The sequence below is a fragment of the Massilia sp. AB1 genome (assembly GCF_018119385.1).
Taxonomy (GTDB): domain Bacteria; phylum Pseudomonadota; class Gammaproteobacteria; order Burkholderiales; family Burkholderiaceae_D; genus Telluria.
This window is the reverse complement of sequence record NZ_JAGKSG010000056.1, coordinates 1-23,514: the sequence shown is the minus strand read 5'-3', so window position 1 is coordinate 23,514 and position 23,514 is coordinate 1. Positions and strand designations below refer to the sequence as shown.

22 protein-coding genes are annotated in these 23,514 nt (G+C 67.5%); 8 read left to right on the top strand and 14 right to left on the bottom strand.

All coding sequences use genetic code 11. The features are described from left to right. Positions 1–648, top strand: a 648-nt coding sequence (locus J8847_RS21535; protein ID WP_211526729.1) for an efflux RND transporter periplasmic adaptor subunit, incomplete at its 5' end; no start/stop codon positions are given. 9 nt (positions 649–657) lie between these two features. Further along, entirely contained in the window at positions 658–2,094 is a 1,437-nt protein-coding gene (locus tag J8847_RS21530) for an MFS transporter (RefSeq protein WP_211526728.1), read from the top strand. A 22-nt stretch (positions 2,095–2,116) separates the two neighbouring features. Here J8847_RS21530 and J8847_RS21525 read toward each other — a convergent pair whose 3' ends face one another. The 12 genes from J8847_RS21525 to purU form a co-directional block, all read right to left on the bottom strand. Beyond that, the gene (locus J8847_RS21525; protein WP_211526727.1) at positions 2,117–3,070 is read right to left on the bottom strand and encodes an IS1595 family transposase; all 954 of its coding nucleotides are present in this window, start codon (positions 3,068–3,070) and stop codon (positions 2,117–2,119) included. Between the two features lie 134 nt (positions 3,071–3,204). Further along, positions 3,205–4,710 (bottom strand): tripartite tricarboxylate transporter permease, encoded by a 1,506-nt coding sequence (locus tag J8847_RS21520; protein WP_211526726.1) that lies wholly within the window; start codon positions 4,708–4,710, stop codon positions 3,205–3,207. A 16-nt stretch (positions 4,711–4,726) separates the two neighbouring features. Further along, positions 4,727–5,188, bottom strand: coding sequence for a tripartite tricarboxylate transporter TctB family protein (locus tag J8847_RS21515; protein WP_211526725.1), 462 nt, complete (start codon positions 5,186–5,188; stop codon positions 4,727–4,729). A gap of 98 nt (positions 5,189–5,286) precedes the next feature. After that, on the bottom strand, positions 5,287–6,261 hold the full coding sequence (locus J8847_RS21510) for a tripartite tricarboxylate transporter substrate binding protein BugD (protein WP_211526724.1): 975 nt from the start codon (positions 6,259–6,261) through the stop codon (positions 5,287–5,289). A 171-nt stretch (positions 6,262–6,432) separates the two neighbouring features. Next, on the bottom strand, positions 6,433–8,739 hold the full coding sequence (locus tag J8847_RS21505; RefSeq protein WP_211526723.1) for a xanthine dehydrogenase family protein molybdopterin-binding subunit: 2,307 nt from the start codon (positions 8,737–8,739) through the stop codon (positions 6,433–6,435). Beyond that, positions 8,736–9,758, bottom strand: a complete 1,023-nt coding sequence (locus J8847_RS21500; RefSeq protein ID WP_211526722.1) for a xanthine dehydrogenase family protein subunit M — start codon at positions 9,756–9,758, stop codon at positions 8,736–8,738. The genes J8847_RS21505 and J8847_RS21500 overlap by 4 nt, the downstream gene beginning before the upstream one ends. Beyond that, positions 9,755–10,249: a (2Fe-2S)-binding protein gene (locus tag J8847_RS21495; protein WP_211526721.1), complete on the bottom strand. Its 495-nt coding sequence runs from the start codon at positions 10,247–10,249 to the stop codon at positions 9,755–9,757. Before J8847_RS21495 ends, J8847_RS21500 begins: the two co-directional genes overlap by 4 nt. A gap of 172 nt (positions 10,250–10,421) precedes the next feature. Further along, positions 10,422–11,309: a PEP-CTERM sorting domain-containing protein gene (locus J8847_RS21490; RefSeq protein WP_211526720.1), complete on the bottom strand. Its 888-nt coding sequence runs from the start codon at positions 11,307–11,309 to the stop codon at positions 10,422–10,424. 28 nt (positions 11,310–11,337) lie between these two features. After that, positions 11,338–11,610, bottom strand: coding sequence for a hypothetical protein (locus J8847_RS21485; RefSeq protein ID WP_211526719.1), 273 nt, complete (start codon positions 11,608–11,610; stop codon positions 11,338–11,340). Positions 11,611–11,619: 9 nt separating this feature from the next. Further along, positions 11,620–12,408, bottom strand: coding sequence for a DUF2145 domain-containing protein (locus J8847_RS21480; protein WP_211526718.1), 789 nt, complete (start codon positions 12,406–12,408; stop codon positions 11,620–11,622). 1 nt (position 12,409) lies between these two features. Continuing rightward, positions 12,410–12,808, bottom strand: coding sequence for a hypothetical protein (locus J8847_RS21475; RefSeq protein WP_211526717.1), 399 nt, complete (start codon positions 12,806–12,808; stop codon positions 12,410–12,412). A 120-nt stretch (positions 12,809–12,928) separates the two neighbouring features. Beyond that, on the bottom strand, positions 12,929–13,822 hold the full coding sequence (gene purU / locus J8847_RS21470; protein WP_373888818.1) for a formyltetrahydrofolate deformylase: 894 nt from the start codon (positions 13,820–13,822) through the stop codon (positions 12,929–12,931). Between the two features lie 256 nt (positions 13,823–14,078). Here purU and J8847_RS21465 point away from each other — a divergent pair, with 256 nt between their 5' ends. Both J8847_RS21465 and J8847_RS21460 read left to right on the top strand, forming a co-directional pair. Then, on the top strand, positions 14,079–14,582 hold the full coding sequence (locus tag J8847_RS21465; RefSeq protein WP_211526715.1) for a GNAT family N-acetyltransferase: 504 nt from the start codon (positions 14,079–14,081) through the stop codon (positions 14,580–14,582). Between the two features lie 146 nt (positions 14,583–14,728). Continuing rightward, positions 14,729–15,355 (top strand): PEP-CTERM sorting domain-containing protein, encoded by a 627-nt coding sequence (locus J8847_RS21460; protein ID WP_211526714.1) that lies wholly within the window; start codon positions 14,729–14,731, stop codon positions 15,353–15,355. A gap of 81 nt (positions 15,356–15,436) precedes the next feature. Here the strand turns inward: J8847_RS21460 and J8847_RS21455 are convergent, their stop codons facing one another. Together J8847_RS21455 and J8847_RS24290 are read right to left on the bottom strand one after the other, a co-directional pair. After that, on the bottom strand, positions 15,437–17,503 hold the full coding sequence (locus J8847_RS21455) for a TonB-dependent receptor domain-containing protein (protein ID WP_229513113.1): 2,067 nt from the start codon (positions 17,501–17,503) through the stop codon (positions 15,437–15,439). Then, positions 17,386–17,913, bottom strand: coding sequence for a TonB-dependent receptor plug domain-containing protein (locus tag J8847_RS24290; RefSeq protein ID WP_229513109.1), 528 nt, complete (start codon positions 17,911–17,913; stop codon positions 17,386–17,388). The genes J8847_RS21455 and J8847_RS24290 overlap by 118 nt, the downstream gene beginning before the upstream one ends. A 210-nt stretch (positions 17,914–18,123) precedes the next feature. Between J8847_RS24290 and J8847_RS21450 the strand changes: the two genes are divergently transcribed. The 4 genes from J8847_RS21450 (at position 18,124) to J8847_RS21435 (ending at position 23,441) form a co-directional block, all read left to right on the top strand. Beyond that, complete coding sequence (locus J8847_RS21450; protein ID WP_229429838.1) at positions 18,124–19,134, top strand: LacI family DNA-binding transcriptional regulator; 1,011 nt, start codon at positions 18,124–18,126, stop codon at positions 19,132–19,134. A gap of 65 nt (positions 19,135–19,199) precedes the next feature. Then, a complete protein-coding gene (locus J8847_RS21445) occupies positions 19,200–21,506 on the top strand; it encodes a glycoside hydrolase family 65 protein (protein WP_211526713.1) in 2,307 nt (768 codons plus the stop codon). Then, the gene (gene pgmB, locus J8847_RS21440; RefSeq protein ID WP_211526712.1) at positions 21,503–22,144 is read left to right on the top strand and encodes a beta-phosphoglucomutase; all 642 of its coding nucleotides are present in this window, start codon (positions 21,503–21,505) and stop codon (positions 22,142–22,144) included. The genes J8847_RS21445 and pgmB overlap by 4 nt, the downstream gene beginning before the upstream one ends. Positions 22,145–22,184: 40 nt before the next feature. Next, complete coding sequence (locus J8847_RS21435; RefSeq protein WP_211526711.1) at positions 22,185–23,441, top strand: MFS transporter; 1,257 nt, start codon at positions 22,185–22,187, stop codon at positions 23,439–23,441. Positions 23,442–23,514 lie beyond the last annotated feature (73 nt).

Genomic DNA, 23,514 nt, shown 5'->3' with positions numbered 1-23,514 from the left:
CAGGCCGGCGCCGCCCATGCGCTGGTCGACGGCACCACGGTCGATAACCACCCGGAAGTGGCGGCCGCCGCCGCCCAGGTGCGCGACGCCGCCGTCACCCTGTCGCGCACCGCGCTGGCGGCGCCGGTGGGCGGGATCGTCGCGCGCCGCAATGTCCAGCTGGGCCAGCGCGTGGCGCCCGGCGCGCCGCTGATGGCGATCGTGCCGCTGGACCAGATGTGGGTCACGGCCAACCTCAAGGAAACCCAGTTGCGCGACGTGCGCATCGGGCAGCCGGTCAAGGTGACCGCCGACGTGTACGGCGACGCGGTGGTCTTCCATGGCACGGTGGCGGGCCAGGAAGCCGGCACCGGCAGCGCCTTCGCGGCCGTCCCGGCCCAGAACGCGACCGGCAACTGGATCAAGGTAGTCCAGCGGGTGCCGGTGCGCGTCGCCCTCGACCCGGCCGAACTGGCTGCCCACCCGCTGCGCCTGGGCCTGTCGATGAAGGTGGAGATCGACACCAGCCGCCGCGACGGCCCCGCGCTGATGCAGGCCGGCGCGCAGCGCCAGCGCTACGAGACCGTGGTGTACGCCACCGAGGACCAGGGCGCGGAGGCCGCGGTCGAGCGCGCGCTGGGCCGTGCGAGCGGCGTCGCTCAGCGCTAGGAGCCCGCCATGAACTTCCCGGCCATCCCGCGTCCGGCCCTGCTGGCCGCGATCTTCGCTCTCAACTTCATCGAATTCCTGCAGACCGGGATGCTGGTGTTTGCCGCGGCGCCCAGCATGGGCCACATCGGGGCCTCGCCGGAGGAGTACGCGGCGCTCAGCGCCCTGTACGCCGCCGTGGCGGTGCTGGCGATCTCGCAGGTGACGGTGCTGGTCCAGCGCCTGGGCTGGCGCAACTACCTGCTGGCGTCGCTGCTGTGCTTCGTGCTCGGCGCCTGGCTGAGCGCGGGCGCGGACCGGGTGCCGGTCTTCGCCCTCGGGCGCATCCTGATGGCCGCCGGCGGCGCAGCGTTCATGACGGTCTCGCGCATGCTGGTCAACCTGATTCCGCCGTCGCCCCAGCGTCTGCAGGGCATCGCCGCTTTCGGCAGCGCGCTCGCGCTCGGGATCGCCCTCGGTCCCTGGGCGGCGGCCGAACTGGTCGGGCGCGAAGCCTGGGGCGGCATGTTCCTGGTCCTGGCCCTCGTGGCGCTGGGCGCTGCCGTGCTGGCGGCGCGCTGGCTGCCGCCGGGAGCCGATACCCTGGACGGCAGTCCCACGCGCCTGCATACGCTGGACGCGGCCCTGCTCGCCGGCGGCGCCGGCCTGGCCCTGTTCGGCGCCCAGCGCCTGGCCTACGACTGGCATGGCGAGCGGGCCCACGCGCTGTTCCTGCTGGCGCTCGGGCTGGCCATGCTCCTGGCCTTCGGGCTGCTGCATACGCGCCGGCGCGCGCCCTTCCTGCATCTGGAGGTGCTGGGCAGCCGGCGCTACCGGGCAGGGCTGGCGATCTTCAGCCTGTGTTACCTGGTGCTGGGCGCGGTCAGCACCGCGCTGCCGCAACTGGTCCAGCGCGCGCTCGGCGTCGGCTTCGAGGCGGCGGGGCGGCTGCAGTCTGCCGGCATGGCGGTCAGCTTCCTCGCCTTCTGGGCCGTGCTGGCGACGGTGCGCGTGCGGCCGCATGCGACCAAGTTCTACGTCGTGGCCTTCCTGATGCTGGCGCTGCTGGGCTGGCACTTCTCGCATCTCGATCCGCGTGGCCATGCCTGGGATGGGGTGACCTGGTGGATCGGCCTGTTCGGCGGCTTCCTGGTGGTGGCCATGGCCGCGACGGCGGTGCACGGCTTCAAGGACTTCCAGGCGAACAACGTGGTGTTCTCGCACGCCCAGCAGCTCAAGAACATGCTGAGCCAGCCCGCGCTGGCGCTGGGCGTGGGCGCGACCAATGCGCTGCTGCAGGAACGCGGCGCGCTGCACGGCGCCCGGCTGGCGGAAGCGGCCCTGGACCCGGCGGCGCCGGTGACGCAGCAGGCAGCGCTGCTCGCCGGCATGGACGTATTCTGGGTGCTGATGTGGGTGGGACTGGCGGGAGCGGCGCTGCTGCTGCGGCAGCGCGCTTTCGACTAGGCGAAAAAAGGCGCTGTCCTCGTTAGGTGTGGAAGAGGCCCATCGCCGCTCGCAGAAAGCGGTCCGGCGAAGCGATGCGCGCACCGTCCAGCGCCCATTGCCAGCCCAGGTAGTTCGGCAGGTAACGCGAGGCGACGCCGTGAAAGCGCGCCAGCCATTGCCGGAAGCGGCGGTGGTAGGCGTTGACGTTCTGTACATGGACGGCGCCACGCACGCGCTCGCCGGCGCGCAGGTTGACGCATTCGTGGGAGATACCTGCTTCGCGCGCGAAGGCCCGGTAGGCCGCATGCGCATCGGTGACCAGGAGCACGTCCAGATCGAGCACGGGCAGCAAGTGCCGGTGCGGCTGAGGTGTCGTGACCGCGCCGCGTCCCGTGACGAAATCGTGGGTCCGTCCGGTGCGGTCGCGGGCGACCAGGATGCAGACGTGCTCGCGCAAGATGCCGCGTTTGGAAGCCCCTCCACCCCGCCGGCGTGCCGGCCGATCCAACTGGCGCGAGCCCTTTTGCGATTCCAGCAAAAAGAGTTCATCAGCCTCGGCAATGCCGTTCAGGTGCTGCGGCCTGTCGTGTTTGGCAAGTTCCAGGAAGCGGTGGCGCCAGCGAAAGCTGGTATTGCGGTGCACCTCGACCCCCTCGGCGGCCGCGCGTACGCTCGTGGCGTCGAGCATCTTATCCAGATAGTCGAGCCACTTGCCGCGATGGCGCAGGCGAGACAGCGGTGTGCCGCTCAGGGCCGTGAAGGTCTTGCCGCAGGCGCGGCAGCGATAGCGCTGCAGGCCGCGGAGCTGGCCATGCCGATAAGGGCGCCCGGCCTCGCACGCCGGACCGCAGGGCGCCGGCCGGTTCACTTCGATTGCTTCGCGGAGGCGATCCAGGCCAAGCGCCGGCCCGAGCGCCTCCATGAGCTTGCCGCGCTGCCCCTTGGTCAGCAGCGGCAGTTGCCGCATCCACGTCGCGAAGCGCTTGCCGTCCATTGCCGTCTCCAGTGTCCAGGTCGATCAATGACACTTGGACCAGCAGGAAACCCGGCAGTTCAATTTCTACATTTAACGGTGACAGCGCCCGAAAAAAAAGCCCGCACCTGGCGGTGCGGGCTTCGGAGAAGCGATTACTCTTCTTCGTGGAAGGCTTCCTCGCGCTTCTTGCGCAGCGAAGGCAGCAGGACCACGGACATCGCGATCGCGGCCAGGACCAGCATGGTGGCGCTGATCGGACGCTCCACGAACACCATCGGGTCGCCGCGCGAGAGCAGCAGGGCGCGGCGCAGGTATTCCTCCATCATCGGGCCGATGATGAAGCCGAGCAGCATCGGCGCCGGCTCGGCGCCCAGCTTGGAGCAGAAGTAGCCGAGCAGGCCGAATACCGCCATCAGGCCGACGTCGAATTCGCTGTTGTTCAGGCTGAACACGCCGATCGCGCAGAACATCAGGATCGCCGGGTACAGGAAGTGGTAGGGCACCATGATCATGCGCACCCACAGGCCGATCATCGGCAGGTTCAGCACGACCAGGAACAGGTTGCCGATCCACATCGAGACGATCAGGCCCCAGAACAGGGCCGGCTGCTCGGTCATCACGGCCGGACCCGGCTGAATGCCCTGGATGATCATCGCGCCGATCATCAGCGCCATCACCGGGTTCGACGGGATGCCGAGGGTCAGCATCGGGATGAAGGAGGTCTGGGCGCCGGCGTTGTTGGCCGCTTCCGGGGCGGCCACGCCTTCGATCGCGCCCTTGCCGAAGTTGCGGGCATTCGGCGAGACCTTCTTCTCGATCGAGTAGGAGGCGAACGAAGCCAGCATGGCGCCGCCGCCCGGCAGGATGCCCAGCAGCGAGCCGAGGCCGGTGGCGCGCAGGACCGGGCCGACGATGCGCTTGAGGTCTTCCTTGTCCAGCATCAGGCCCTTGACCTTCTTCATGACCAGGTTGCGGGTCTCGTCGTGCTCGAGGTTGCGCACGATTTCGCCGATGCCGAACATGCCCATCGCGACGATCACGAAGTTGATGCCGTCGGCCAGCTGCGGCAGGTCGAAGGTGTAGCGTGCGGCGCCGGAGTTGACGTCGGTGCCGACCATGCCCAGCACCAGGCCGAGCACCACCATGCCGATCGCGTTCAGCAGCGAACCGCTGGCCAGCACCACCGAGGCCACCAGGCCCAGCGCCATCAGCGAGAAGTATTCGGCGGGCCCGAACTTGAGCGCCAGGTCGGCCAGCGGCGGGGCGGCCAGGGCCAGCAGGATGGTGGCCACGGTGCCGGCGAAGAAGGAGGCGATGGCGGCGGTGGCCAGGGCCTTGCCGGCATTGCCGTTGCGGGCCATCTGGTAGCCGTCGATGGCGGTCACCACCGAGGACGATTCGCCCGGCAGGTTGACCAGGATCGCGGTGGTCGAGCCGCCGTACTGGGCGCCGTAATAAATACCGGCGAGCATGATCAGGGCCGAGATCGGCGGCAGGCCGAAGGTCGCCGGCAGCAGCATGGCGATGGTCGCCACCGGGCCGAGGCCGGGCAGCACGCCGACCGCGGTGCCGACGAACACGCCGATCAGGCAATACAGCAGGTTGGTGAGGGTGAAGGCCGTTTCCAGGCCCAGACCGAGATTGCTGAGGATTTCCATGTTGTTCTTCTTTTAGTTAAGCACCGAACCACGCGCCCAGGATGGGCATCGGCAGGCCAAGGAGTTTGACGAACAGGAGCACGGCGAACACCGCCAGGCCGATGGCCAGGGCGACGGTCTTGCCGAGGTGGAACTTGGGGCTGGCGAAGGCGCTGACCATGATCAGGACGATGGCCGCGGGCACCAGGCCGGCATTGCGCACCAGGTAGCCGAACAGCAGCACGGCGGCCAGGATCAGCACCAGCTCCTTGACGTGGATGCGGCCGATGGGTTCGCCCTGGCGGATGAAGGAACGGATCACGCCGATGGCGCCGATCAGGGCCAGCAGGCCGCCGAGCACGACCGGGAAGTAGGCCGGACCCATGCGGCCGGCGGTGCCCATGCCATAGTCCTGGCCGATGACGACGGCGCTCAGGCCGAAGAAGATGAAGATGATGCCGATCCAGAAGTCCTTCGGATGGCGGATGAAGGCAGGCACGTGGGGTCCCCTTTTTTGCTTATGAAAATGCTATTGTAACGGGCGAATCCCGGGCCGGCTTGCTGGCCGGTCCGGGATTGATTACTCAGGAAGGGCGTTTAGTCAGCGTAGGCGCCGGCCTTGTGGATGATCGGCGCCCAGCGCGCGATTTCCGACTTCAGGTGGCTGCGCAGGGCTTCCGGACGGGCGCGCTCGTCGGACACCGGCTCGGTGCCGAGGTCGGCGAAGCGCTGCTTGACGACCGGATCCTTGAGCGCGGCGCGCAGGGCGTTCGACAGGGTGTCGACCACCGCTTTCGGCGTGCCCTTCGGCGCGTACAGGCCGTGCCACACGGCCACCTCGAAGTTCGGCAGGCCGGCGCTGGACATGGTCGGCACGCCCGGCAGGGCGGCCAGCGGGGCCTTGGTGGTCACGCCGTAGGCCTTGATCTTGCCGCTCTTGATCTGGCTGGTGGTGTTGGTCGTCTGGTCGCACATCAGGTCCACCTGGCCGCCCAGCAGGTCGTTCATGGCCGGGCCGGTGCCCTTGTAGGCGACGGTGGTCAGGTCGACGCCGATGGCGGTCTGGAGCAGCATGCCGCACAGGTGCGAGGCGGCGCCCAGGCCGGCGTGGGCGTAGGTGACCTTGTCCTTGTTGGCCTTCACGTAGGCCAGCAGTTCCTTGAAGTCCTTGGCCGGGAAGTCCTTGCGCGCCACCAGGGTCATGGGCACGTCGGTGACCAGGCCGATCGGCTCGAAGTCGGTCTCGGCGTTGTAGCTCAGCTTGCGGTACAGGGCCGGTGCGGTCGAGTGGCCGATGTGGTGCAGGAACAGGGTGTAGCCGTCCGGCGCCGCCTTGGAGGCGCGCGCGGCGCCGATGGTGCCGCCGGCGCCGCCGACGTTCTCGATGATGATCTGCTGCTTCAGGGTGTTGCCCATCGACTGGGCCACCAGGCGCGCGACCGTGTCGGTCGGGCCGCCGGCCGCGAACGGCACGATCATGGTGATGGTCTTGGTCGGGTAGTTCTGGGCCTGGGCCATGCCGGCGCTGAACAGGGCCATGCACGCGACGGTGCACATCGTCTTGAATTTCATGGTGTCGTCCTCTGGTCTCGTATTGTTTATTTTGCAGCGCGTAGGTACGCAGGAAGGTTGTACCAGAGTGTATATGCTTATGCAACTAGGGGAAAATACGGATGGCGCGGGACGCCACAACACGCATTGCCGATGAGGAAACCCGTGGGCGCGCGGCCCACGGGCCTGGGCTCAAGGCTGCGCCGGGAGCGCCCGCTCACCCAGCAGCAGCTTGTCCGGCGTGATCGGGGTGGTGCGCAGGCGCTTGCCGGTGGCGTGGAAAATGGCGTTGGAGACCGCCGCGGCCACCCCGACGATGCCGATTTCGCCCACGCCCTTGGCGCCCAGCTGCTTGCTGACCACCCGGTCGTCTTCTTCGGCGAACAGGACCTCGATGTCGTGGATGTCGGCGTTCACGGCCACGTGGTACTCGGCGTAGTTGTGGTTCATGAAGCGTCCGAAGCGGTGGTCGGTATGGGATTCCTCGTGCAGCGCCTGGCTGATGCCCCACACCACGCCGCCCCTGACCTGGCTGGCCGCGGTCTTGGCGCTGATGATGCGGCCGGCGGCCACCGCGCTGACCACGCGCGTGACGCGCACCATGCCGAGCGCCTCGTTGACCCGCACTTCGCAGAACACCGCCGAATGCACGGCGCGGGTGTATTTGCGCTGCTTGAGCATCTGCGGGGTCATGAGGAATTTTTCCTCGACCCGGTCGAGCTGCGAAGCGGCCAGCAGCTCGGTGAGCGGCAGGCGCTGCCCGGGCTGCTTGCGCAGGCTGAGCGCGCCGTCGGCGAATTCGACGTCGCGCATGCGCGCCTTGGCGAAGGGTGACTCAGGCAGGGCCTGGGCCAGGCGCAGCAGGCGTTTCTTGAGCTTGTCGCAGGCGCCGGCGACACCCGAGCCGATCGTGGTCACGTGCGAGGATCCGCCTTCAACCGGCGCCGGCGGCAGGTTCGAGTCGCCCAGCTGGAAGATCACGTGTTCGAGCGGCATGCCCATGGCCTCGGCCGCGATCATCGCCATCACGGTGTAGGTCCCGGTGCCGATGTCCGAGGCGGCGCTCGACACCACCAGGCGGCCGTCGGCGCGCAGCTCGGCCGAGACGCGGGCCACCATCACCAGCGAGTCCCAGACACCGGTGGCCATGCCCCAGCCGACCAGTTCATCGCCCTCGCGCATGGTGCGTGGCTCCTGGGGCCTGGATTTCCAGCCGAAGCGCTCGGCGCCCATCCGGTAGCATTCGCGCAGGGCCTTGGAGGAAAAAGGCTTGCCCTCGATCGGCGCGACGTCGGCGTAGTTCTTCAGACGCAGCGCGAGCGGGTCCATCTTCAGCGCGTAGGCCAGTTCGTCCATCGCCACCTCGAGCGCGTGCACGCCATGGGCGGCGCCGGGCGCGCGCATGTCGATCGGCGAGTGGCGGTCGTGGGCCACCAGCTTGTAGCCCAGGTCGATGTTGTCGCAGGCATAGAGCTGGCCCGACCAGTTCACCACCACCTCGACATAGTCTTCCAGGCGCGAGGTTTCCTGGATCGCCTCGTGCATGATGGCCTGCAGGCGGCCGTCCAGGTCGGCGGCCAGGCGCACCCGGTGCCAGGTTTCGGGGCGGTGGCCGAAGCTGAACATCTGCTGGCGCGTCAGCACGACGCGCACCGAGCGCTTGAGCTTGAGCGCCGCCATCACGGCCAGCGGCAGCTGGTATTGCGGGCGCAGGCCGGAGCCGAAGGCGCCGCCCACGTAGGGATTGCGTACCGTGACCTTGTTCTTCGACAGGCCGAACACGCGCGACACGTACCAGCGGCAGTTCTGCGAGCCCTGGGTCTTGTCGTAGATGGTCAGGTGGCCGTCCTCGCCGCGGATCACGGTCGAGGCGTGCATCTCCATCGGATTGTGGTGCTCCACGCCGTTGTAGTACTGGGCGTCGACCTTGACCGGGGCCGCGTCGAAGGCTTTGGCGGCGTCGCCCTTGGAGGAGGGCGGCGTGAAGCCGGCCTTCATCGGGCGCGGCTCGTAGGCCTGGCCGAGCGAGGCCAGCAGGTCGGTCTGGTGCTCCTCGCTCTCGTAGGTGACGCGCACCAGTGCGGCCGCGTGGCGCGCCGCCTCGAAGCTCGCGGCCACCACCAGGGCCACCGGCTGGCCGCTGTAGAAGATGCGGTCGCTGTACAAGGGACGGAAAGGCGAGCCGCCGGGCGCGGTCATGTCCTTGTAGGCCAGGTCGGCGTCGCGCATCCTGGGCCGGTTCTCGTGGGTCAGGATGGCGATCACGCCGTGCGCCGTGAGGGCGTCGACCAGGTCGATGCGCACGATGCGGCCGCACGCGATGGTGCTGTTCACGGCCACGCCGTAGCACAGGCCGGGCGCCTCGTGCTCGGCGGCGTAGCGCGCCTCGCCGGTGACCTTGGCGCGGCCGTCCACGCGCGATACCGCCATGCCGGCGCGCACCCGGCCGGTGCCCTCGGGGGCGCTCGGGGTGCGCAGTTCTGGGATCAGATCGGTCATTCTTGTTCTCCGCTTTCCATGCCGCCCCTGTCCGCCGTGCCGCGCGCGGCCCTGCCCAGGGCCTGGACGATGGCGTTGCGCGCCAGCGGGATCTTGAAATCGTTCCCGCCGTAGCCGCGGGCGCCGCGCAGGATGATGTCGGCGGCGGCGCCGAAGGCTTCATCGCCGGCTACCTTGTCCGCCAGCGCGTGTTCCGCTTCCTCGACCCGCCAGGGCTTGTGGGCCACGCCGCCCAGGGCGATGCGGGCCGCGCGGATGCGCCGGCCCGGCGCCAGGTCGAGGGCCGCGGCCACCGATACCAGCGCGAAGGCGTAGGACAGGCGGTCGCGCACCTTGAGATAGGCCGAATGGTCCGCGAAGCGGTCGGCCTCCGGCAAGGTCAGGTGGGTGATCAGCTCGCCGGCCTCGAGGGTGTTGTCGATGTCCGGCCGGTCGCCGGGCAAGCGGTGGAAATCGGCGAAGGGGATGCTGCGGGTGCCGCCCGCCAAGCGCACGTGCACGGTGGCGTCCAGCGCGCGCAGGGCCACGCACATGTCGGACGGGTGGGTGGCGATGCAGTGCTCGCTGGCGCCGAGGATGGCGTGCTGGCGGTTCAGGCCGTCCCGCGCCGGGCAGCCGCTGCCGGGTACGCGCTTGTTGCAGGGTGTGCCGACGTCGTAGAAGTAGACGCAGCGGGTGCGCTGCATCAGGTTGCCGCCGTCGGTGGCCATGTTGCGCAGCTGGGGCGAGGCGCCGGCCAGGATGGCGGCGCTGAGCAGCGGGTAGCGCGTCCGCACCAGCGGGTGGTAGGCGGTATCGGCGTTGCGGGCCAGGGCGCCCAGCCGCAGGCCGCCTTCGGCGGAGGTCTCGACCTTGTCCAGGCCGAGGGCGTTGATGTCGACCAGCCGGGACGGCGCCATGACGCCTTCCTTCATCAGGTCGATCAGGTTGGTGCCGCCCGCGACGGGAAGGGCGCCAGCGGCCATGGCCGCCAGCACGCCGTCCAGGTCGCGGGCCTGGGTGAAGGCGAAGGGATTCATGCGCCCACCTTGCCCTGGTCGACGCCCAGCACCTCGCAGACCGCGTCGGCGATCTGGGGATAGGCGCCGCAGCGGCACAGGTTGCCGCTCATGAGTTCGCGCACCTCGTCGCGGGTCCTGGCCTCGCCCTCGGCGATCAGCCCGGCGGCCGAGCAGAGCTGGCCCGGCGTGCAGTAGCCGCACTGGAAGGCGTCATGGTCGATGAAGGCTTGCTGAAGCGGGTGCAACCGGTCCCCTTCGGCCAGGCCTTCGACGGTGGTGATGTCATGGCCGTCGTGCATGACGGCGAGGGTCAGGCAGGCATTGATGCGCTTGCCGCCGGCCAGGACCGTGCAGGCGCCGCACTGGCCGTGGTCGCAGCCTTTCTTGGTGCCGGTGAGGCCGGCCCGCTCGCGCAGCAGGTCGAGCAGGGTCACCCAGGCCTGGACGTCGAAACTGCGCTCCTGGCCGTTGATGCGCAGCCGCACCGGGTAATGCTGGTGAAGTTCCATGGTCGTCCCCTCGTTGAGCGAAGGGGAACCTTACCGTGCGGGGCCTTGCTGTTCGGTTAAGCCACGCACCTAATTCCGGGACGGCGGCGCAGCATCTGCCGTTGGTGATAGTCCCAACAATGCGAAAAGGCCCCGGAGGGCCTTTTCGCGGATCGAAAGGATGAACCCTCGATTACGCCTGCTTCTGGCGGCGGCGCAGGGCGGCGCCCATGCCGACCATTGCCAGGCCCATCAGCGACAGCGCGCCCGGTTCCGGCAGCGCGTAGGCCTGGCCCGGATCGTCGATACGCGCGCCCAGGATGTTCGGGCCGCCATTGAAGTTGCGGTTGTAGTTATAGCTGTTCTTGAAGCGCAGGTCGCGGGTACCGAGGGAATTCTTGAAGAAGTCCGAGTCCAGCTGCTCGCTCCACAGGCCCATGTGGGTCATGTCGACCGAGGCGTAGGAGTCGGCGGTGCCGGTGAAGCCATTGCTGCTCGGAATGGTGCTGCCGACAATGGTGTTGACCGAGCTGTTGACGTCCATACCGGTGTCAAAGAACAGACGGCCCAGGAAGGTGCCATCGGTAAAGCCAGCGGCGCAGTCCCAGCCGCAACGAACGTTCGGCTTCAGTGGGTTCGGGTTGCTTGGGCTCAGATTCGTGTCCAGGCTGCTCTTCGAGAAGAGGTTCAGGTCGCGCCAGTACAGGTCCATGTAGCCTTTGGTAGCCGGGAACTGATTGGTCGGCGAGGCCTCGCCTTGCTCGATGCCGTAGAACATGCCGGTGATCTGCGAGCCCTTGTCCGCGCCGCCGCGGCTTGCGCCGTTCGAGAAGAACTCGTTGCCGGTCGGGTCGATCTGGTCGTGCGGGGTGTTGACGCTGCCGACGTCCAGGGTCGAGATGATGAACACGCCCCAGTTGATTTCCTTGCTGCCGGCAAAGGTGGTCGCGCCGTTGACGGCGATTTGTTCCTGGCCGGTGAACTTCAGGTAGATCGGACCCGGCGGCAGTGCGGTGGCTGGTGCTGCAGCAGCGCCGAAGCTCAGGGCCGCGCCGATAGTGGCGGCGAGAATTTTTTTCATGCTTACTCCTGGGTTGATAAAGTTGAATTCAAGCAGGAATAAGCAAGTGCCGTGCCAGCTTTCCTCCATGCATCGCTAAGGCATTGATGTGAAGCAGCTTTTTCTTAAACGCATGAAAAATGTCGGCTTGGCAAACCGACGCATATTGATAAGGTGTAAAAATTTCCGACACGAAATTATGCAAAGTGGGAGATCCCAGGCCGGGCGCTGGCTGCCGCATGACCGTGCAAAGCGTGGTGCTCCCAACAATGCCGGCGTGCATGCGCCGGCAATGACCGTGGCGCCTTGATGCCTTGAGCATGAACCGCGCTTATTCGACGACCAGCACCCGGGCCTCGCGATCGCCGGCCTGGACGAAGCGGAGGATCGCTTCGACGGTGACCGTATCGATGCGCCCGGCCATGCGCCGGTCGAAGGGATGGTCGTCGAAGGCCACGTTGGCGCGGAACATGCGTGCGCCCAGGCGCGTGGCGGCGGGAATGTCGACCGTGATGGGCGCGAAGCCGGCCTGGCGCAGCCATTGCTGCGCCTGCGCCCGGGTCGCCACCTGCTGGGGCGCGGCGGCGGCGGCCCAGGTCTCGAGCACCCACTGGTTCGAGTTCTGGTAGCGGGTCGAGAAAGCGTAGGACAGCATGTTGTAGCGCGGCTCGTGCAGGGAATGCGCCAGGGCCGTACGCTCGCCCAGGAGGCGGACCAGCGCGGCCTGGCTCGCCGGGCCCGGAATCAGGACATGGCCTTCGAAACGAAACAGGTCGGTGAGGAAGAAGTTCCCCATGCCCTCCACGTACAGGACGGAACTGTTCGCGGCGCAGTCGTTGAGTGCGTGCACGACGGTCCAGCGGCCCGCTGGATGGTCGCGCAGCGCGATGCCCATGTGCGAATAACGCAGGCCGTACTTGCCCAGGTCCTGGCCGGCGCGCGAGACCAGGGCGACGCTGGCGCCGCTGCGCTCCAGCGCGGCGACCGTGCGCCCGGCGAGTTCCAGCGAGCGCACCGCATCCTGTCCCGACAAGGCCGTTTCGCCGCAGCCCTGGCCGGCGCGGGCCGGCTGGGTGCAGGCCAGGCTCAGGGCGAGCAGGCCGGCGGCAAGGCGCCCCATGTCAATATGCCCGCGCATGGTGCAGCAAGGCCTTGCCGGCTTCGTTTGGGATGAAGGCGATGGCTTTGCCCGCCAGGACCAGCACCTGGCCGGCCGACGAGGCCAGCACCTCCAGCACGGTGCCGGCGCCGAGCGACAGGCCGCCGGCGGCCCTGGCCGACAGGCGCACCGTGGCCAGGCTGGCGTCGGCCGTGCTGCGCAGGACCACCTCGAGGGCGTCGCCGGAAGCGCGCACGCTCTCGACCACCACGCTGCCGCCGGCGGCCGTCAGCAGCACCGAGCCGCCGACGACGGTCGCGGAGAGGTCGCCAAGGGCGCGCGAGGGCTGGGAAGGATCCGGCGCCGCGTGCAGGGCGGCGCAGGGAAGGCAGAGCAGGGCGGCAAAAAGCAGGTGTTTCATGCGTGTCTCCTCGATCGGTAGGCGCATGATGGACCTGCGGGATGGCGCCGGCAAGGCGCGGGCGCCGAGGTGGCGTGCGGCGCTACGCCGGGTATCGGGCAGTGATACCGGCCCGGCGTATCAGTTGCCGCGGAAGACGACGGTCTTGTTCCCGTCGACGAATACGCGGCGCTCGATGTGGTACTTGACGGCGGCGGCCAGGGCCATGCATTCGTTGTCGCGGCCCACGCGCGCCAGGTGGGCGGGCGTGTAGGTGTGGTCGACCCGCGTCAGCACCTGCTCGATGATCGGGCCCTCGTCCAGGTCCGGCGTGGCGTAATGGGCGGTGGCGCCGATCAGCTTGACGCCGCGGTCGAAAGCCTGGTGGTAGGGCTTGGCGCCCTTGAAGCCGGGCAGGAAGGAATGGTGGATGTTGATGCAGCGCCCCGCCAGGCGGCGCGCCAGTTCGTCCGACAGGATCTGCATGTAGCGCGCCAGGATCACCAGCTCGGCGCCGGTTTCCTCGACGATCTCCAGCAGGCGGGCTTCCTGCTGGGCCTTGTTCTCCCTGGTCACGGGCAGGAAGACGTAGCGGATGCCTTCGCGCTCGACCATCGGGCGCAGGTCGAGGTGGTTCGACACCACGGCCGTGATCGACATGTTCAGTTCGCCGTTGCGGCGGCGATACAGGAGGTCGTCGATGCAGTGGTCGTACTTGGAGACCAGGATGACGGTCTTGACCGGATCGGCCGGGTCGTGGATCTTCCATTGCATCTGCAGGCGCGCGGCGACGGCGGCCGCGAATTCCTGGCGGATCTCGTCGACCGGCGGCGAACCGTCCTGCAGGCGGAAGACCAGGCGCATGAAAAAGCGTTCGGTCGAGTCGTCGTCGAACTGCTCCAGCGCGCAGATATAACAATCGCGCTCGGCCAGGAAGGTCGCCACGGCGGCCACGATGCCCGTGCCGGCCCGGCAGCTGGCGGTCAGGATGTATTCGGTCCGGGTCTGGATCCGGGTCTGGTCGGTGCTGCTCATTGCTGTCATCCTGTGGTTGGCGTACGAAGAAAATCGCGGGCGCCGCGCAAAAGACGGGGCTCCGCATGCGTTCGTCCGTAGCGCGGTTCCGACGGGATGGGCCGGCCGCTGCGGGATTCCGCCGCGCCGGATAGGCGGGGCCGGAAGACGTTGTCAGAATGGATAGCATGGCGGATGCGCCTTGCGGCGTCAAGCGTGCGCTTGGGGTGGCCACCCTGCGTGCTACCATCGGCAGTTTTGCGCTACCGAATTGCCGATGCTTTCTCCTATCCGTCCCATGCGCGAGAGCGACCTCGACGGGGTCCTGCGCGTGCAGGCTGCCTGCTATCCCGCGGCCATGCAGGAACCGGGACCTATCGTCCTTGCCCGCCTGCGCGCCGCGCCCGGCACCTGCGCGGTGGCCGTGGACAGCGATGGCGTCGCGGGCTACCTGTTCGCCTATCCCTCGGTCCTGGGCGCGGTCACCGACCTGGGCGCCCCGTTCGCACCGGCGCCGCAGCCCGACACCCTCTATCTGCACGACCTCGCGGTGGCGCCGCACGCCTTGGGGCAGGGGCTGGCGCGCGGCCTGGCCAGCCATCTGCTGGCGCTGGGGAGGGAGCAGGGCTTGCGCTGGTCGGCCCTGGTGTCGGTGCAGGACAGCGCCGCCTTCTGGGAAACCCTCGGCTACCGCGCAGCCGCGGCGGCTGCCTGTGCGCCGGGACGCGGGCTGGCTTCGTATCCCGGAGATTCCCTGTACATGCGCCGCCCGCTCGCCTAGCGGCCGCTGTCGAAAAATTTGACACCCGTGCGGATTCGCGCAAGGCGTCAAGTAAATACATGTGTTAAATCAGTGGTATAGGCGCGCAGGATGTTCCGGCGCGCTCCTTGCTTAGCCTTTGTTCCCACTTACCGTTGGAGTAATGGATGTTGCGTACATTGTCGTGCCTGCTCGCCGCTGCCCTGGTTTCCCAGCCGGCGAGCGCTGAAGTGATCTATACCTGGCGCCAGGCCTATGCCGCGCCGACCATGTTGCCCGGGCTGAATATCGAAATGGTGTTCTCGGATGCCGCCGTGGCCCGGGGCAGCCTGCAGCTCGAAGTGCATAACCGGTGCTATGAGACCTTTCCCTGCATCGATGAGCAGGACAGCCTGCTGTCGCTGCGCTACTGGTACGAGGGCGTGTGGCCGGACGGCTCCGCGGCCGTGTGGAACTATATCGATTACGAATACCGCAGCGCGCCGCGTTACTGGAGCGACTACGTCAATCTGGATATCCGCTTCCTGCCGGGAGGCCTGCTCGACGGGAGTATCCGCGCCAACGACAGCAATTCCGATTTCGTGATGGAGAGCAGCGGAGGTGTGTTCACGATGCTGGCGGCGCGCAGCGACGAGTACTTCGGCTGCGGCTATCTCAATCCGGACTGCCACGGTTCGCGTGGCTTGCTGCTCGATAGCCGCGTGGCGCAGCCGGTGTCCGAGCCCGCGCTGCCGGCCCTCGCGGCTCTTGGTGCGCTGGCGGCATGGTTCGGCCGGCGCCGCCGGCGCCCATAAAAAAGGCGGAACCGAGGTTCCGCCAAAGAGGGGTGGAGATCGCATGCGCGCCCGGCGCGAGGCCGGGCGCAAGATGCACGGTTAGAAGCGGTAGGTCAGCGACGCTTCCACCGCGCGGCCGAACAGCGGACGCGCGTTGATCGGGCCGGTGGCGTTGCCGCTGGTCAGACGCGAATTGCCTTCGGTCAGACCCAGTTCGTTGGTGAGGTTGGTGGCGCTCACGCGGAACTCGAGCTTGTCCGACAGTTCGGCCAGCACGCCCAGGTCCACGGTCTCGTAGGACGGCAGGTACTGGGTGTTGGCCTGGTCCGCCCAGCGGCTGCCGACGCGCGAGTAGGTGCCGTACACGCGCACCGCCTGGTCGCCCAGCGGGATGCGGTAGCTCGGCGAGAAGCGGAACTGGAACTTCGGCTGGCGCTGCACCGTGTTGCCCTCGATCGCCGGGTTGTCGCGGTACTCGGAATCCTGCCAGTTGCCGGTCAGCTGGAGCTGCAGGCCCGCCAGTGGACGCACCGCCAGTTCGAATTCAGCGCCCTTGCCCTTGGAGCCGCTCACCGAGTACAGCACGCCGCTGGTGGTGATCTGCTGGAAGGAGATGCCGGTGAAGTCGGTGAAGAAGGCGTTCACGTAGGCGCTGTACAGCGGGGTCGCGGTCTTGAAGCCCACTTCGAGCTGCTTGACCTTCGGGGTAGGCACGCGCGAGCGGTCGTCCAGCACGGCCTGGGTGCCGGCGTTGCGCATGTCGTCGAAGTAGATGAAGGTGTGGCCCTGGTTGGCGCGCACGAACACGCTGCTGTCCTTGCCCAGCTTGTACAGGCCGCCGACGGTGAAGGAGTTCACCGAGTCGTCGCGCGACAGGCCGGTGAAGCTGCCGTCCGGGGTCGAGGTGCCGTTGTTGTACAGCGTCAGCGGGTTGCCGTCCGTGTCCACCGAGCTCAGGTTCGAGATGGTCGCGTTCAGGCGCTGCTTCTCGCGGCGCATGCCGGCGTCGAGCTTCAGGCGGTCGGTGACGCGCCATTCGTCGGCGAGGAAGAAGGCGGTGTTGTCGCCGTCGTAGGAAGCGACCGGCGCATAGAAGATGTTGCCTTCCTTGCCCTTGTTCGAGACTACCGCGCCGTTGTCCAGGCGGACATCGATCAGGCGCGCGTTCGGGGTCGCGGTCATCAGGTGGCTGTTGCCGAGGAACCAGGTGTCCTTCGACGAGTAGTTCGCCACATAGGCGCCCGCCGTCAGGGTGTGGTTCGCGCCGATGTCGCGGCTGACGCGCAGTTCGTCGGTGAAGGAGCGCAGCTTCTTCTCGACCGCCCACAGGCCAGCCTGGACCACCTGCTGGTTCGGGTCGACCGCGCCGCCGCCGTTCGCATAGGTGATGGCGCCGGTGGTGGCCAGGCGGCCGGCCGCCGCCACTGCCGCCGCATTGCCGTTGGCCGCCGTGATGGCGCCCGCCAGGTAGTCGCCGGCGCGCAGCGGGTTGTTACCGGTGAACATGGCGACGGTGTTCAGGTCGCCGTTGAAGTAGTTCAGCTTGTTCGACACCTGCCAGCCGTTCAGGTTCTGCTGGAATTCGGCGCCGAACAGGTTGGATTTCAGGCCGCGGCCGTCGCCCAGGTCGTAGTTCAGGGTGCGGCCCGGCGCCGCTTCCACGGTGAACAGGCGCATCTCGTTGCTCATCAGGGTGCCGGTGAGCGGATCGAAGTCGGGGAACTCGGTGATGGTGCGGCCGTCATTGGCCGACATCAGCGGCACACCGGTGTAGAAGGCGTTCTTGTCGTTGGTCGAGCGCATGTACAGGTTCAGCTCGCCCTGGTCCAGCTTGCGGGTCAGGGCGGCGGACAGCTGGCCGCCGTCGTCGGCCGGGAAACCCGCCTTGCGCACGCCGTCGGTCACGCGGTAGAAGCCGCCGATCATGCCGTACCAGCCTTCGGCGATCTTGCCGCTGTAAACGCCGTCCACGCGGCGCAGGTTGCCGGTGCCGGCGGTGACGCGGATCGAGCCTTCCGGCGTGTCGGTGCCTTTCTTCATGATGAAGTTCATGGTGGCGCCCGGCTGGCCGGCGGAATAGATGGTGCTCGGGCCGCCGCGCAGCACTTCGACGCGCTCGATGGTGTCGTCCAGCCGGAAGGAGGACGAGCCTTCGAAGAAGGACAGGACCGGCACCGGGTAGATCGGTTGCCGTTCATTTGCACCGAAACGAAGGGCGAATCGCTGCCCGAGGGGAAGCCGCGCACCTGGATGTTGGCGCCCGACTGGCCGCCGGTGGATTCGGCGTAGGCGCCCGGCACGATCTTCATGATATCGGCGGTGCTGATCGGGGCGGCCGCCTTGAGCTGTTCCTCGCTGGCGGTGGTGATGCTGAAGGCGGCGTCGATCTTGCGGGTGCCGGCCGCCGAAGCCGTGCCGGTGACGACCACCTGCTGGATTTCTTTCTGGACGGCGGAGGGAGTTGCTGGAGCGTCGGCAGATCCGGCTTCCTGGGCCATGGCCTGGCAGTGCGCGCCGAGGGCGAGCACGGCGAGGGCGATGGCGGACAGTTGCGGGAACTGGTGCGTAGTCTTCATGGTATGGGCTCTCTGTTGTTGGAATTCGTTGCCGGCAGGGCGTCTCCGGCCCTGCTTTGTCCCTTCCTGATCAATGATCTGTCGGGAAAGTCGTGTCATTGAATCATCGAATGTTATCGATGTCAACGACATTGTTATCGATGTCATTCCTAGTCGACAAAACAAAAACTTCTGTCATAATGCATGCCGTATTGAACCAATCGACATTCCATGGCACTGGCAAAGCACAACAAGGCAAAAGGCGACACTGCCCCGACGATGGAAGACCTGGCCAAACTGGCCGGCGTCTCGACCATTACGGTGTCGCGCGCCCTGCGCGACAGCCCGCTGGTGACCGAGAAGACGCGCGAGAAGATCCGCCAGCTGGCGGCCGAGCAGGGCTACCGTTTCAACATCAGTGCGCGCAACCTGCGCATGCGCCGTTCCTACTCCGTGGCCGTGGTGGTCGAGATGACGCCCGTGAAAGGGCGGCCGATGTCCGATCCCTATCCGCTGGAGCTGCTGGGCGGGATCACCCAGGAACTGACCACGGCCGGCTACAGCGTGGTGCTCACCTCCAAGCAGCTGCTGGATACGGCGCCTGTGCAGGGCGCCGACGGCCTGATCCTGCTGGGCCAGGGTTCGCACGGCGAGGCGGTGCGCACCCTGCAGCAGACCAATCTGCCGCTGGTGGTCTGGGGCGCGCCCGAGCGCGACGGCGACTACGTGGTCGTCGGCAGCGACAACCGCAAGGGCGGGGCCAGCGCGGCCGAGCGCTTCCTCGAGCAGGGGCGGCGCAAGCTGATCTTCCTGGGCGACGTCGACCACGCCGAGGTGCAGGAGCGCTGCGCCGGCTTCATCGACACCCTGGCCGGACGCGCCACCGTGCACATCCTGCGTCCCAAGGCTTTCACTTTCGAAGCCGGCTTCGATTCGGTGCAGACCCTGTTGAAGAAAAAGCCTGGCCTGGCCTGCGATGGCCTGTTTGCCGCCAGCGACCTGCTGGCCATGGGCGCGATCCGCGCCCTGACCGAAGCCAGCCTGCGGGTGCCGGACGATATTTCCGTCATCGGCTATGACGACACGCCGGGTGCGGCGAGCTTCGTGCCGCCGCTGACCAGCGTGCACCAGTACCTGCGCGACGGCGGCGTGCTATTGGCGAGAAAGATGCTGGCCATGATCGAGGGCCAGCCGACCGATTCCGAAATGCTGCCGACGACCCTGATCGTTCGGCAGACTTGATTCCCTGATTTAACCAAGCGATACAACGCGCGCCGTGACCGTGCGGCCCAGACGAGGAAACCGAAGTGGAAAATGTTATCGATGTCATCGACGCTGTCCCGGCCGAGCCCTGGCAGATCCGCGAGACCGCGCCCCTGGGGCCGCGCGCCTTCCTGCACGAGACCCTGTTCGCGCTCGGGAACGGCTACATCGGCCTGCGCGGCACCCACGAGGAGGGCGGGGCGGCCGGGCTGGAAGGCAGCTACCTGAACGGCTTCTACGAGAACGAGGCGATCCACTACCCGGAAAACGCCTATGGCCTGGCGCGCACCAACGAGTTCATGCTGAACGTGCCGAACGCGAAGTGCATCGCGCTCACGGTCGAGGGCGAGCGCTTCGTGTTCGACGCCGGCAAGCTGCTGGCCTACGAGCGCAGCCTGGACTTCCGCAAGGGCGTCCTGGAACGTACCGTGGAGTGGGAAAGCCCACAGGGTCACCGCGTGCGCATCGACAGCCGGCGCCTGGTCTGCTTCGGACGCAAGCATGTGGCCGCGATCGAGTACCGGGTGACGGCGCTGAACTTTGCCGGCCGGGTGGAGATCGCTTCCCGCATCGACAGCGAGGTCACCAACCTGCAGGCCGGCGACGACCCGCGCGTGGGCTCGGCGGTGACCGGCCCGGCGCTGTCCACGCTGAGCCGCGAAGCGGATGGCGAGGGCGAACTGCTGCTGCAGCGCACCCGGAACAGCGGCTTCCTGCTGGCGACCGGCATGCGTCACGTCTGCGCGACCGCGTCCGCCGGCCGCGGCGCCGTCCATGCCTTCGGCGCCAGCCTGCGCGAAGGCGAGGCGCTGACCCTGCACAAGTTCATCGCCTACGTCAGCTCGCGCGACGTGGCCGAAGATGAGGTCCCGCGCCTGGCCAGGGAAGAAATGGCGCGCGCAGCGCAGGACGGCTTCGCCCACCTGGTGGCCGAGCAGGGCGTCTACCTCGACCGCTTCTGGCGGGAAGCCGACGTCCAGATCGAGGGCGACGACGCCCTGCAGCAGGGCGTGCGCTTCAACCAGTATCACCTGCTGCAGTCGGTCGGCCGCGACGGCCGCACCAACATCGCCGCCAAGGGCGTGACCGGCGAAGGCTACGAGGGCCACTATTTCTGGGATACCGAGATCTACGTCTTCCCCTTCTTCCTGTTCTCGCGCCCCGAGATTGCGCGCGCGCTGCTGCAGTACCGCTACAACGGCCTGCCCAAGGCGCGCGAGCGGGCGCGCCAGATGTCGCACGCGACCGGCGCCCTCTACCCGTGGCGCACCATCGCCGGCGAGGAATGCTCGGCCTACTACCCGGCCGGCACGGCCCAATACCACATCAACGCCGACGTCGCCTATTCGATCCGCCTCTACCTGCTCGCCACCGGCGACTTCGACTTCATCGCCCAGTACGGCGCCGAGATCGTGATGGAGACGGCGCGCATCTGGACCGGGATCGGCAGCTACGACCGCGAAGGGCGCTTCTGCATCAATGAAGTGACCGGCCCGGACGAATACACGGCCCTGGTCAACAACAACTACTACACCAACGCCATGGCGCGCATGCACATGAGGTTCGCGGCCGACATGGCCGAGCGTCTGCGCGCCGAGCGGCCCGCCGACTTCGCCCGCGTGGCCGGGGCCATCGGCCTGGAGGACAGCGAGATCGCGGCCTGGCGATCGGCCAGCGCGGCGATGCGCCTGCCCTACGACGAAGCGCTGGGCATCCACGAGCAGGACGACAGCTTCCTGTCCAAGAAGCCCTGGGACTTCGCCGGCACCCCCAAGGACAAGTATCCGCTGCTGCTGCACTACCACCCGCTGGTGATCTACCGCCACCAGGTGTGCAAGCAGGCCGACGTGGTGCTGGCCTTGCTGCTGCTGTCGGACGAATTCAGCCTGGACGACAAGCGCCGCGACTTCGATTTCTACGAGCGCGTGACCACCCACGATTCCTCGCTGTCGTCCTGCATCTTCAGCATGGTCGCCAATGAAGTGGGTTACGCCGACAAGGCCTACCACTACTTCATGGAGACCGCGCGCCTGGACCTGGACAACACCCACGCCAACACCGAGTACGGCGTGCACACCGCGGCGATGGCCGGCACCTGGCTGGGCGTGGCCTACGGCTTCGCCGGCATGCGGCTGACGGGCAGCGGCCTGCGTTTCGCGCCGGCCCTTCCCGGCAAATGGACCAGCTACCGCTTCCAGGTGCATGTGCAGGGCGCGCTGCTGGCCGTCTCCGTCGACGCTGCCGGCGTTCACTACAAGCTGGCGGACGGCGAGTCGCTGGCGTTCACCCACCACGGGACCGCCGTGCAGCTGACGCGCGCCAACCCCGACATCCGCCTGGAGGCCGCATGAGCAAGTACAAGGCAGTCATTTTCGACCTGGACGGCGTCATCACCGACACCGCGCATTACCATTACCTGGCGTGGAAGCGCCTGGCCGATGCGGTCGGCGCGTCCTTCGACGAGGAATTCAACGAGCAGCTCAAGGGCGTCGACCGCATGGGTTCGCTCGAACTGATCCTGGCGCGCGCCCCGCGCGGCTTTTCGGAGGAAGAAAAGCTGGCCCTGGCCGACGCCAAGAACCGCCACTACCAGGAACTGATCGCGACCATGACGCCCGGCGACCTGCTGCCTGGCGCGCTGGACGCACTGGACGCGGTGCGTGCGGCGGGCCTGAAGACCGGCCTGGCCTCGGTCAGCAAGAACGCCTTCACGGTGCTCGACCGCCTCGGCATCCGCGAGCGCTTCGACACCGTGGTCGACGCGGCCACGATCAGGAACAGCAAGCCGCATCCGGAAATCTTCCTGACCGCGGCCGTCCAGCTGGGGCTGGAGCCGCAAGACTGCCTCGGCGTCGAGGATGCGGTCGCCGGAGTGGCCTCGATCAAGGATGCCGGGATGGTGGCGGTGGGCGTGGGAAGGCCGGAGGTGCTGACCCGCGCCGACCACGTGATTCCCTCGTTGAGCGCATTCCGGCTCGAAGACTACTAAACTGAACGCGCGCGCAAAAACAACCATACTAGGAGACAGCGTGAACCAACGCCGCATACTGCTCGCACTCTTCCTGATCTACTTCGTGTTCGCCATCCTGCTCAACAGCGTGGGTACGGTGATTCTCCAGGTGATCAACAACTACGGCGTCGACAAGTCCTCGGCCAGCGTGCTGGAAGGCTTCAAGGACTTGCCGATCGCGATCGTGTCCTTCCTGGTCGCGTCCAGCCTGCCGCGCTTCGGCTACAAGAAGGCCATGCTGGTGGCCCTGGCCATCGTCGCCTGCGCCTGCCTGGCCATGCCCTTGCTGCCGGCCTTCGGGACCGCCAAGCTGCTGTTCCTGTGCGTGGGCGTGGCCTTCGCCCTGGTGAAGGTGTCGGTCTACACCACCGTCGGCCTGGTGGCCCAGGATCGCAAGCAGCATGCGGGCATCATGAACACCCTCGAAGGCTTCTTCATGGTCGGGGTGCTGTCGGCCTACTGGATCTTCGGCTGGTTCATCGACTCGAACAACCCGGCGTCGACCAGCTGGCTGAACGTGTACTGGCTGCTGTCCGGACTGTGCGCGCTGACCTTCGTACTGGTGCTGTTCACCCGCTTCGACGAAAGCGAGGCGGTCGCGCCGGCGAGCCGCGGCCCGGTCCAGGATTTCATGGAGATGCTGCGCCTCTTCCTGCGCCCGCTGGTATGCGTGTTCGTGCTGACCGCCTTCCTCTACGTGCTGATCGAGCAGAGCGTGGGCACCTGGCTGCCGACATTTAATAACGAAATCCTCAAGCTGCCGGCGGCCATGAGCGTGCAGGTCACCAGCATCTACGCCTTCTGCCTGGCCATCGGCCGCCTGTCGGCCGGCTTCATCATGCGCCGCCTGAACTGGTTCCCGGTGATGGTCGGCTGTGTGCTGGCGATGGGCGCCACCGTGCTGCTGGCGCTTCCGCTCAGCCACGGCGTGGCCCACGACCCCAACGTCAGCTGGTCGAGCGCGCCGCTGGCGGCCTTCGTGTTCCCGCTGATCGGCCTGTTCATGGCGCCGATTTACCCAGGCATCAATTCGGTGATGCTCAGCTCCTTGCCCAAGCACCAGCACGCGCCGATGACGGGCCTGCTGGTGATCTTCTCGGCGCTGGGCGGCACCACCGGTTCGATGGTGACGGGTTATGTGTTCGGGCGCTACAACGGCCAGTTCGCCTTCTACCTGACCCTGGTCCCGATCGCGCTGGTGCTGCTCGGCCTGTTCTTCTTCCGCCGCCAGGTGGAACGCAGCGCCGCCGCGATGGGGCAGGCGCAGGCGGCGTGAAGACGCGCTAGGCCGCGGCGGCCCGCCGCGCCGGGGCCGGCCCCCGGGGGGCCCCGGGGCCGGGGGGGGGGGG

Coding starts and splice junctions, on each gene's coding strand:
- J8847_RS21530 (WP_211526728.1), top strand. CDS start 658: ATGAACTTCCCGGCCATCCCGCGTCCGGCCCTGCTGGCCGCGATCTTC.
- J8847_RS21525 (WP_211526727.1), bottom strand. CDS start 3,070: ATGGACGGCAAGCGCTTCGCGACGTGGATGCGGCAACTGCCGCTGCTG.
- J8847_RS21520 (WP_211526726.1), bottom strand. CDS start 4,710: ATGGAAATCCTCAGCAATCTCGGTCTGGGCCTGGAAACGGCCTTCACC.
- J8847_RS21510 (WP_211526724.1), bottom strand. CDS start 6,261: ATGAAATTCAAGACGATGTGCACCGTCGCGTGCATGGCCCTGTTCAGC.
- J8847_RS21505 (WP_211526723.1), bottom strand. CDS start 8,739: ATGACCGATCTGATCCCAGAACTGCGCACCCCGAGCGCCCCCGAGGGC.
- J8847_RS21500 (WP_211526722.1), bottom strand. CDS start 9,758: ATGAATCCCTTCGCCTTCACCCAGGCCCGCGACCTGGACGGCGTGCTG.
- J8847_RS21495 (WP_211526721.1), bottom strand. CDS start 10,249: ATGGAACTTCACCAGCATTACCCGGTGCGGCTGCGCATCAACGGCCAG.
- J8847_RS21490 (WP_211526720.1), bottom strand. CDS start 11,309: ATGAAAAAAATTCTCGCCGCCACTATCGGCGCGGCCCTGAGCTTCGGC.
- J8847_RS21485 (WP_211526719.1), bottom strand. CDS start 11,610: ATGCTCAAGGCATCAAGGCGCCACGGTCATTGCCGGCGCATGCACGCC.
- J8847_RS21480 (WP_211526718.1), bottom strand. CDS start 12,408: ATGGGGCGCCTTGCCGCCGGCCTGCTCGCCCTGAGCCTGGCCTGCACC.
- J8847_RS21475 (WP_211526717.1), bottom strand. CDS start 12,808: ATGAAACACCTGCTTTTTGCCGCCCTGCTCTGCCTTCCCTGCGCCGCC.
- purU (WP_373888818.1), bottom strand. CDS start 13,822: ATGAGCAGCACCGACCAGACCCGGATCCAGACCCGGACCGAATACATC.
- J8847_RS21465 (WP_211526715.1), top strand. CDS start 14,079: ATGCTTTCTCCTATCCGTCCCATGCGCGAGAGCGACCTCGACGGGGTC.
- J8847_RS21460 (WP_211526714.1), top strand. CDS start 14,729: ATGTTGCGTACATTGTCGTGCCTGCTCGCCGCTGCCCTGGTTTCCCAG.
- J8847_RS24290 (WP_229513109.1), bottom strand. CDS start 17,913: ATGAAGACTACGCACCAGTTCCCGCAACTGTCCGCCATCGCCCTCGCC.
- J8847_RS21450 (WP_229429838.1), top strand. CDS start 18,124: ATGGCACTGGCAAAGCACAACAAGGCAAAAGGCGACACTGCCCCGACG.
- pgmB (WP_211526712.1), top strand. CDS start 21,503: ATGAGCAAGTACAAGGCAGTCATTTTCGACCTGGACGGCGTCATCACC.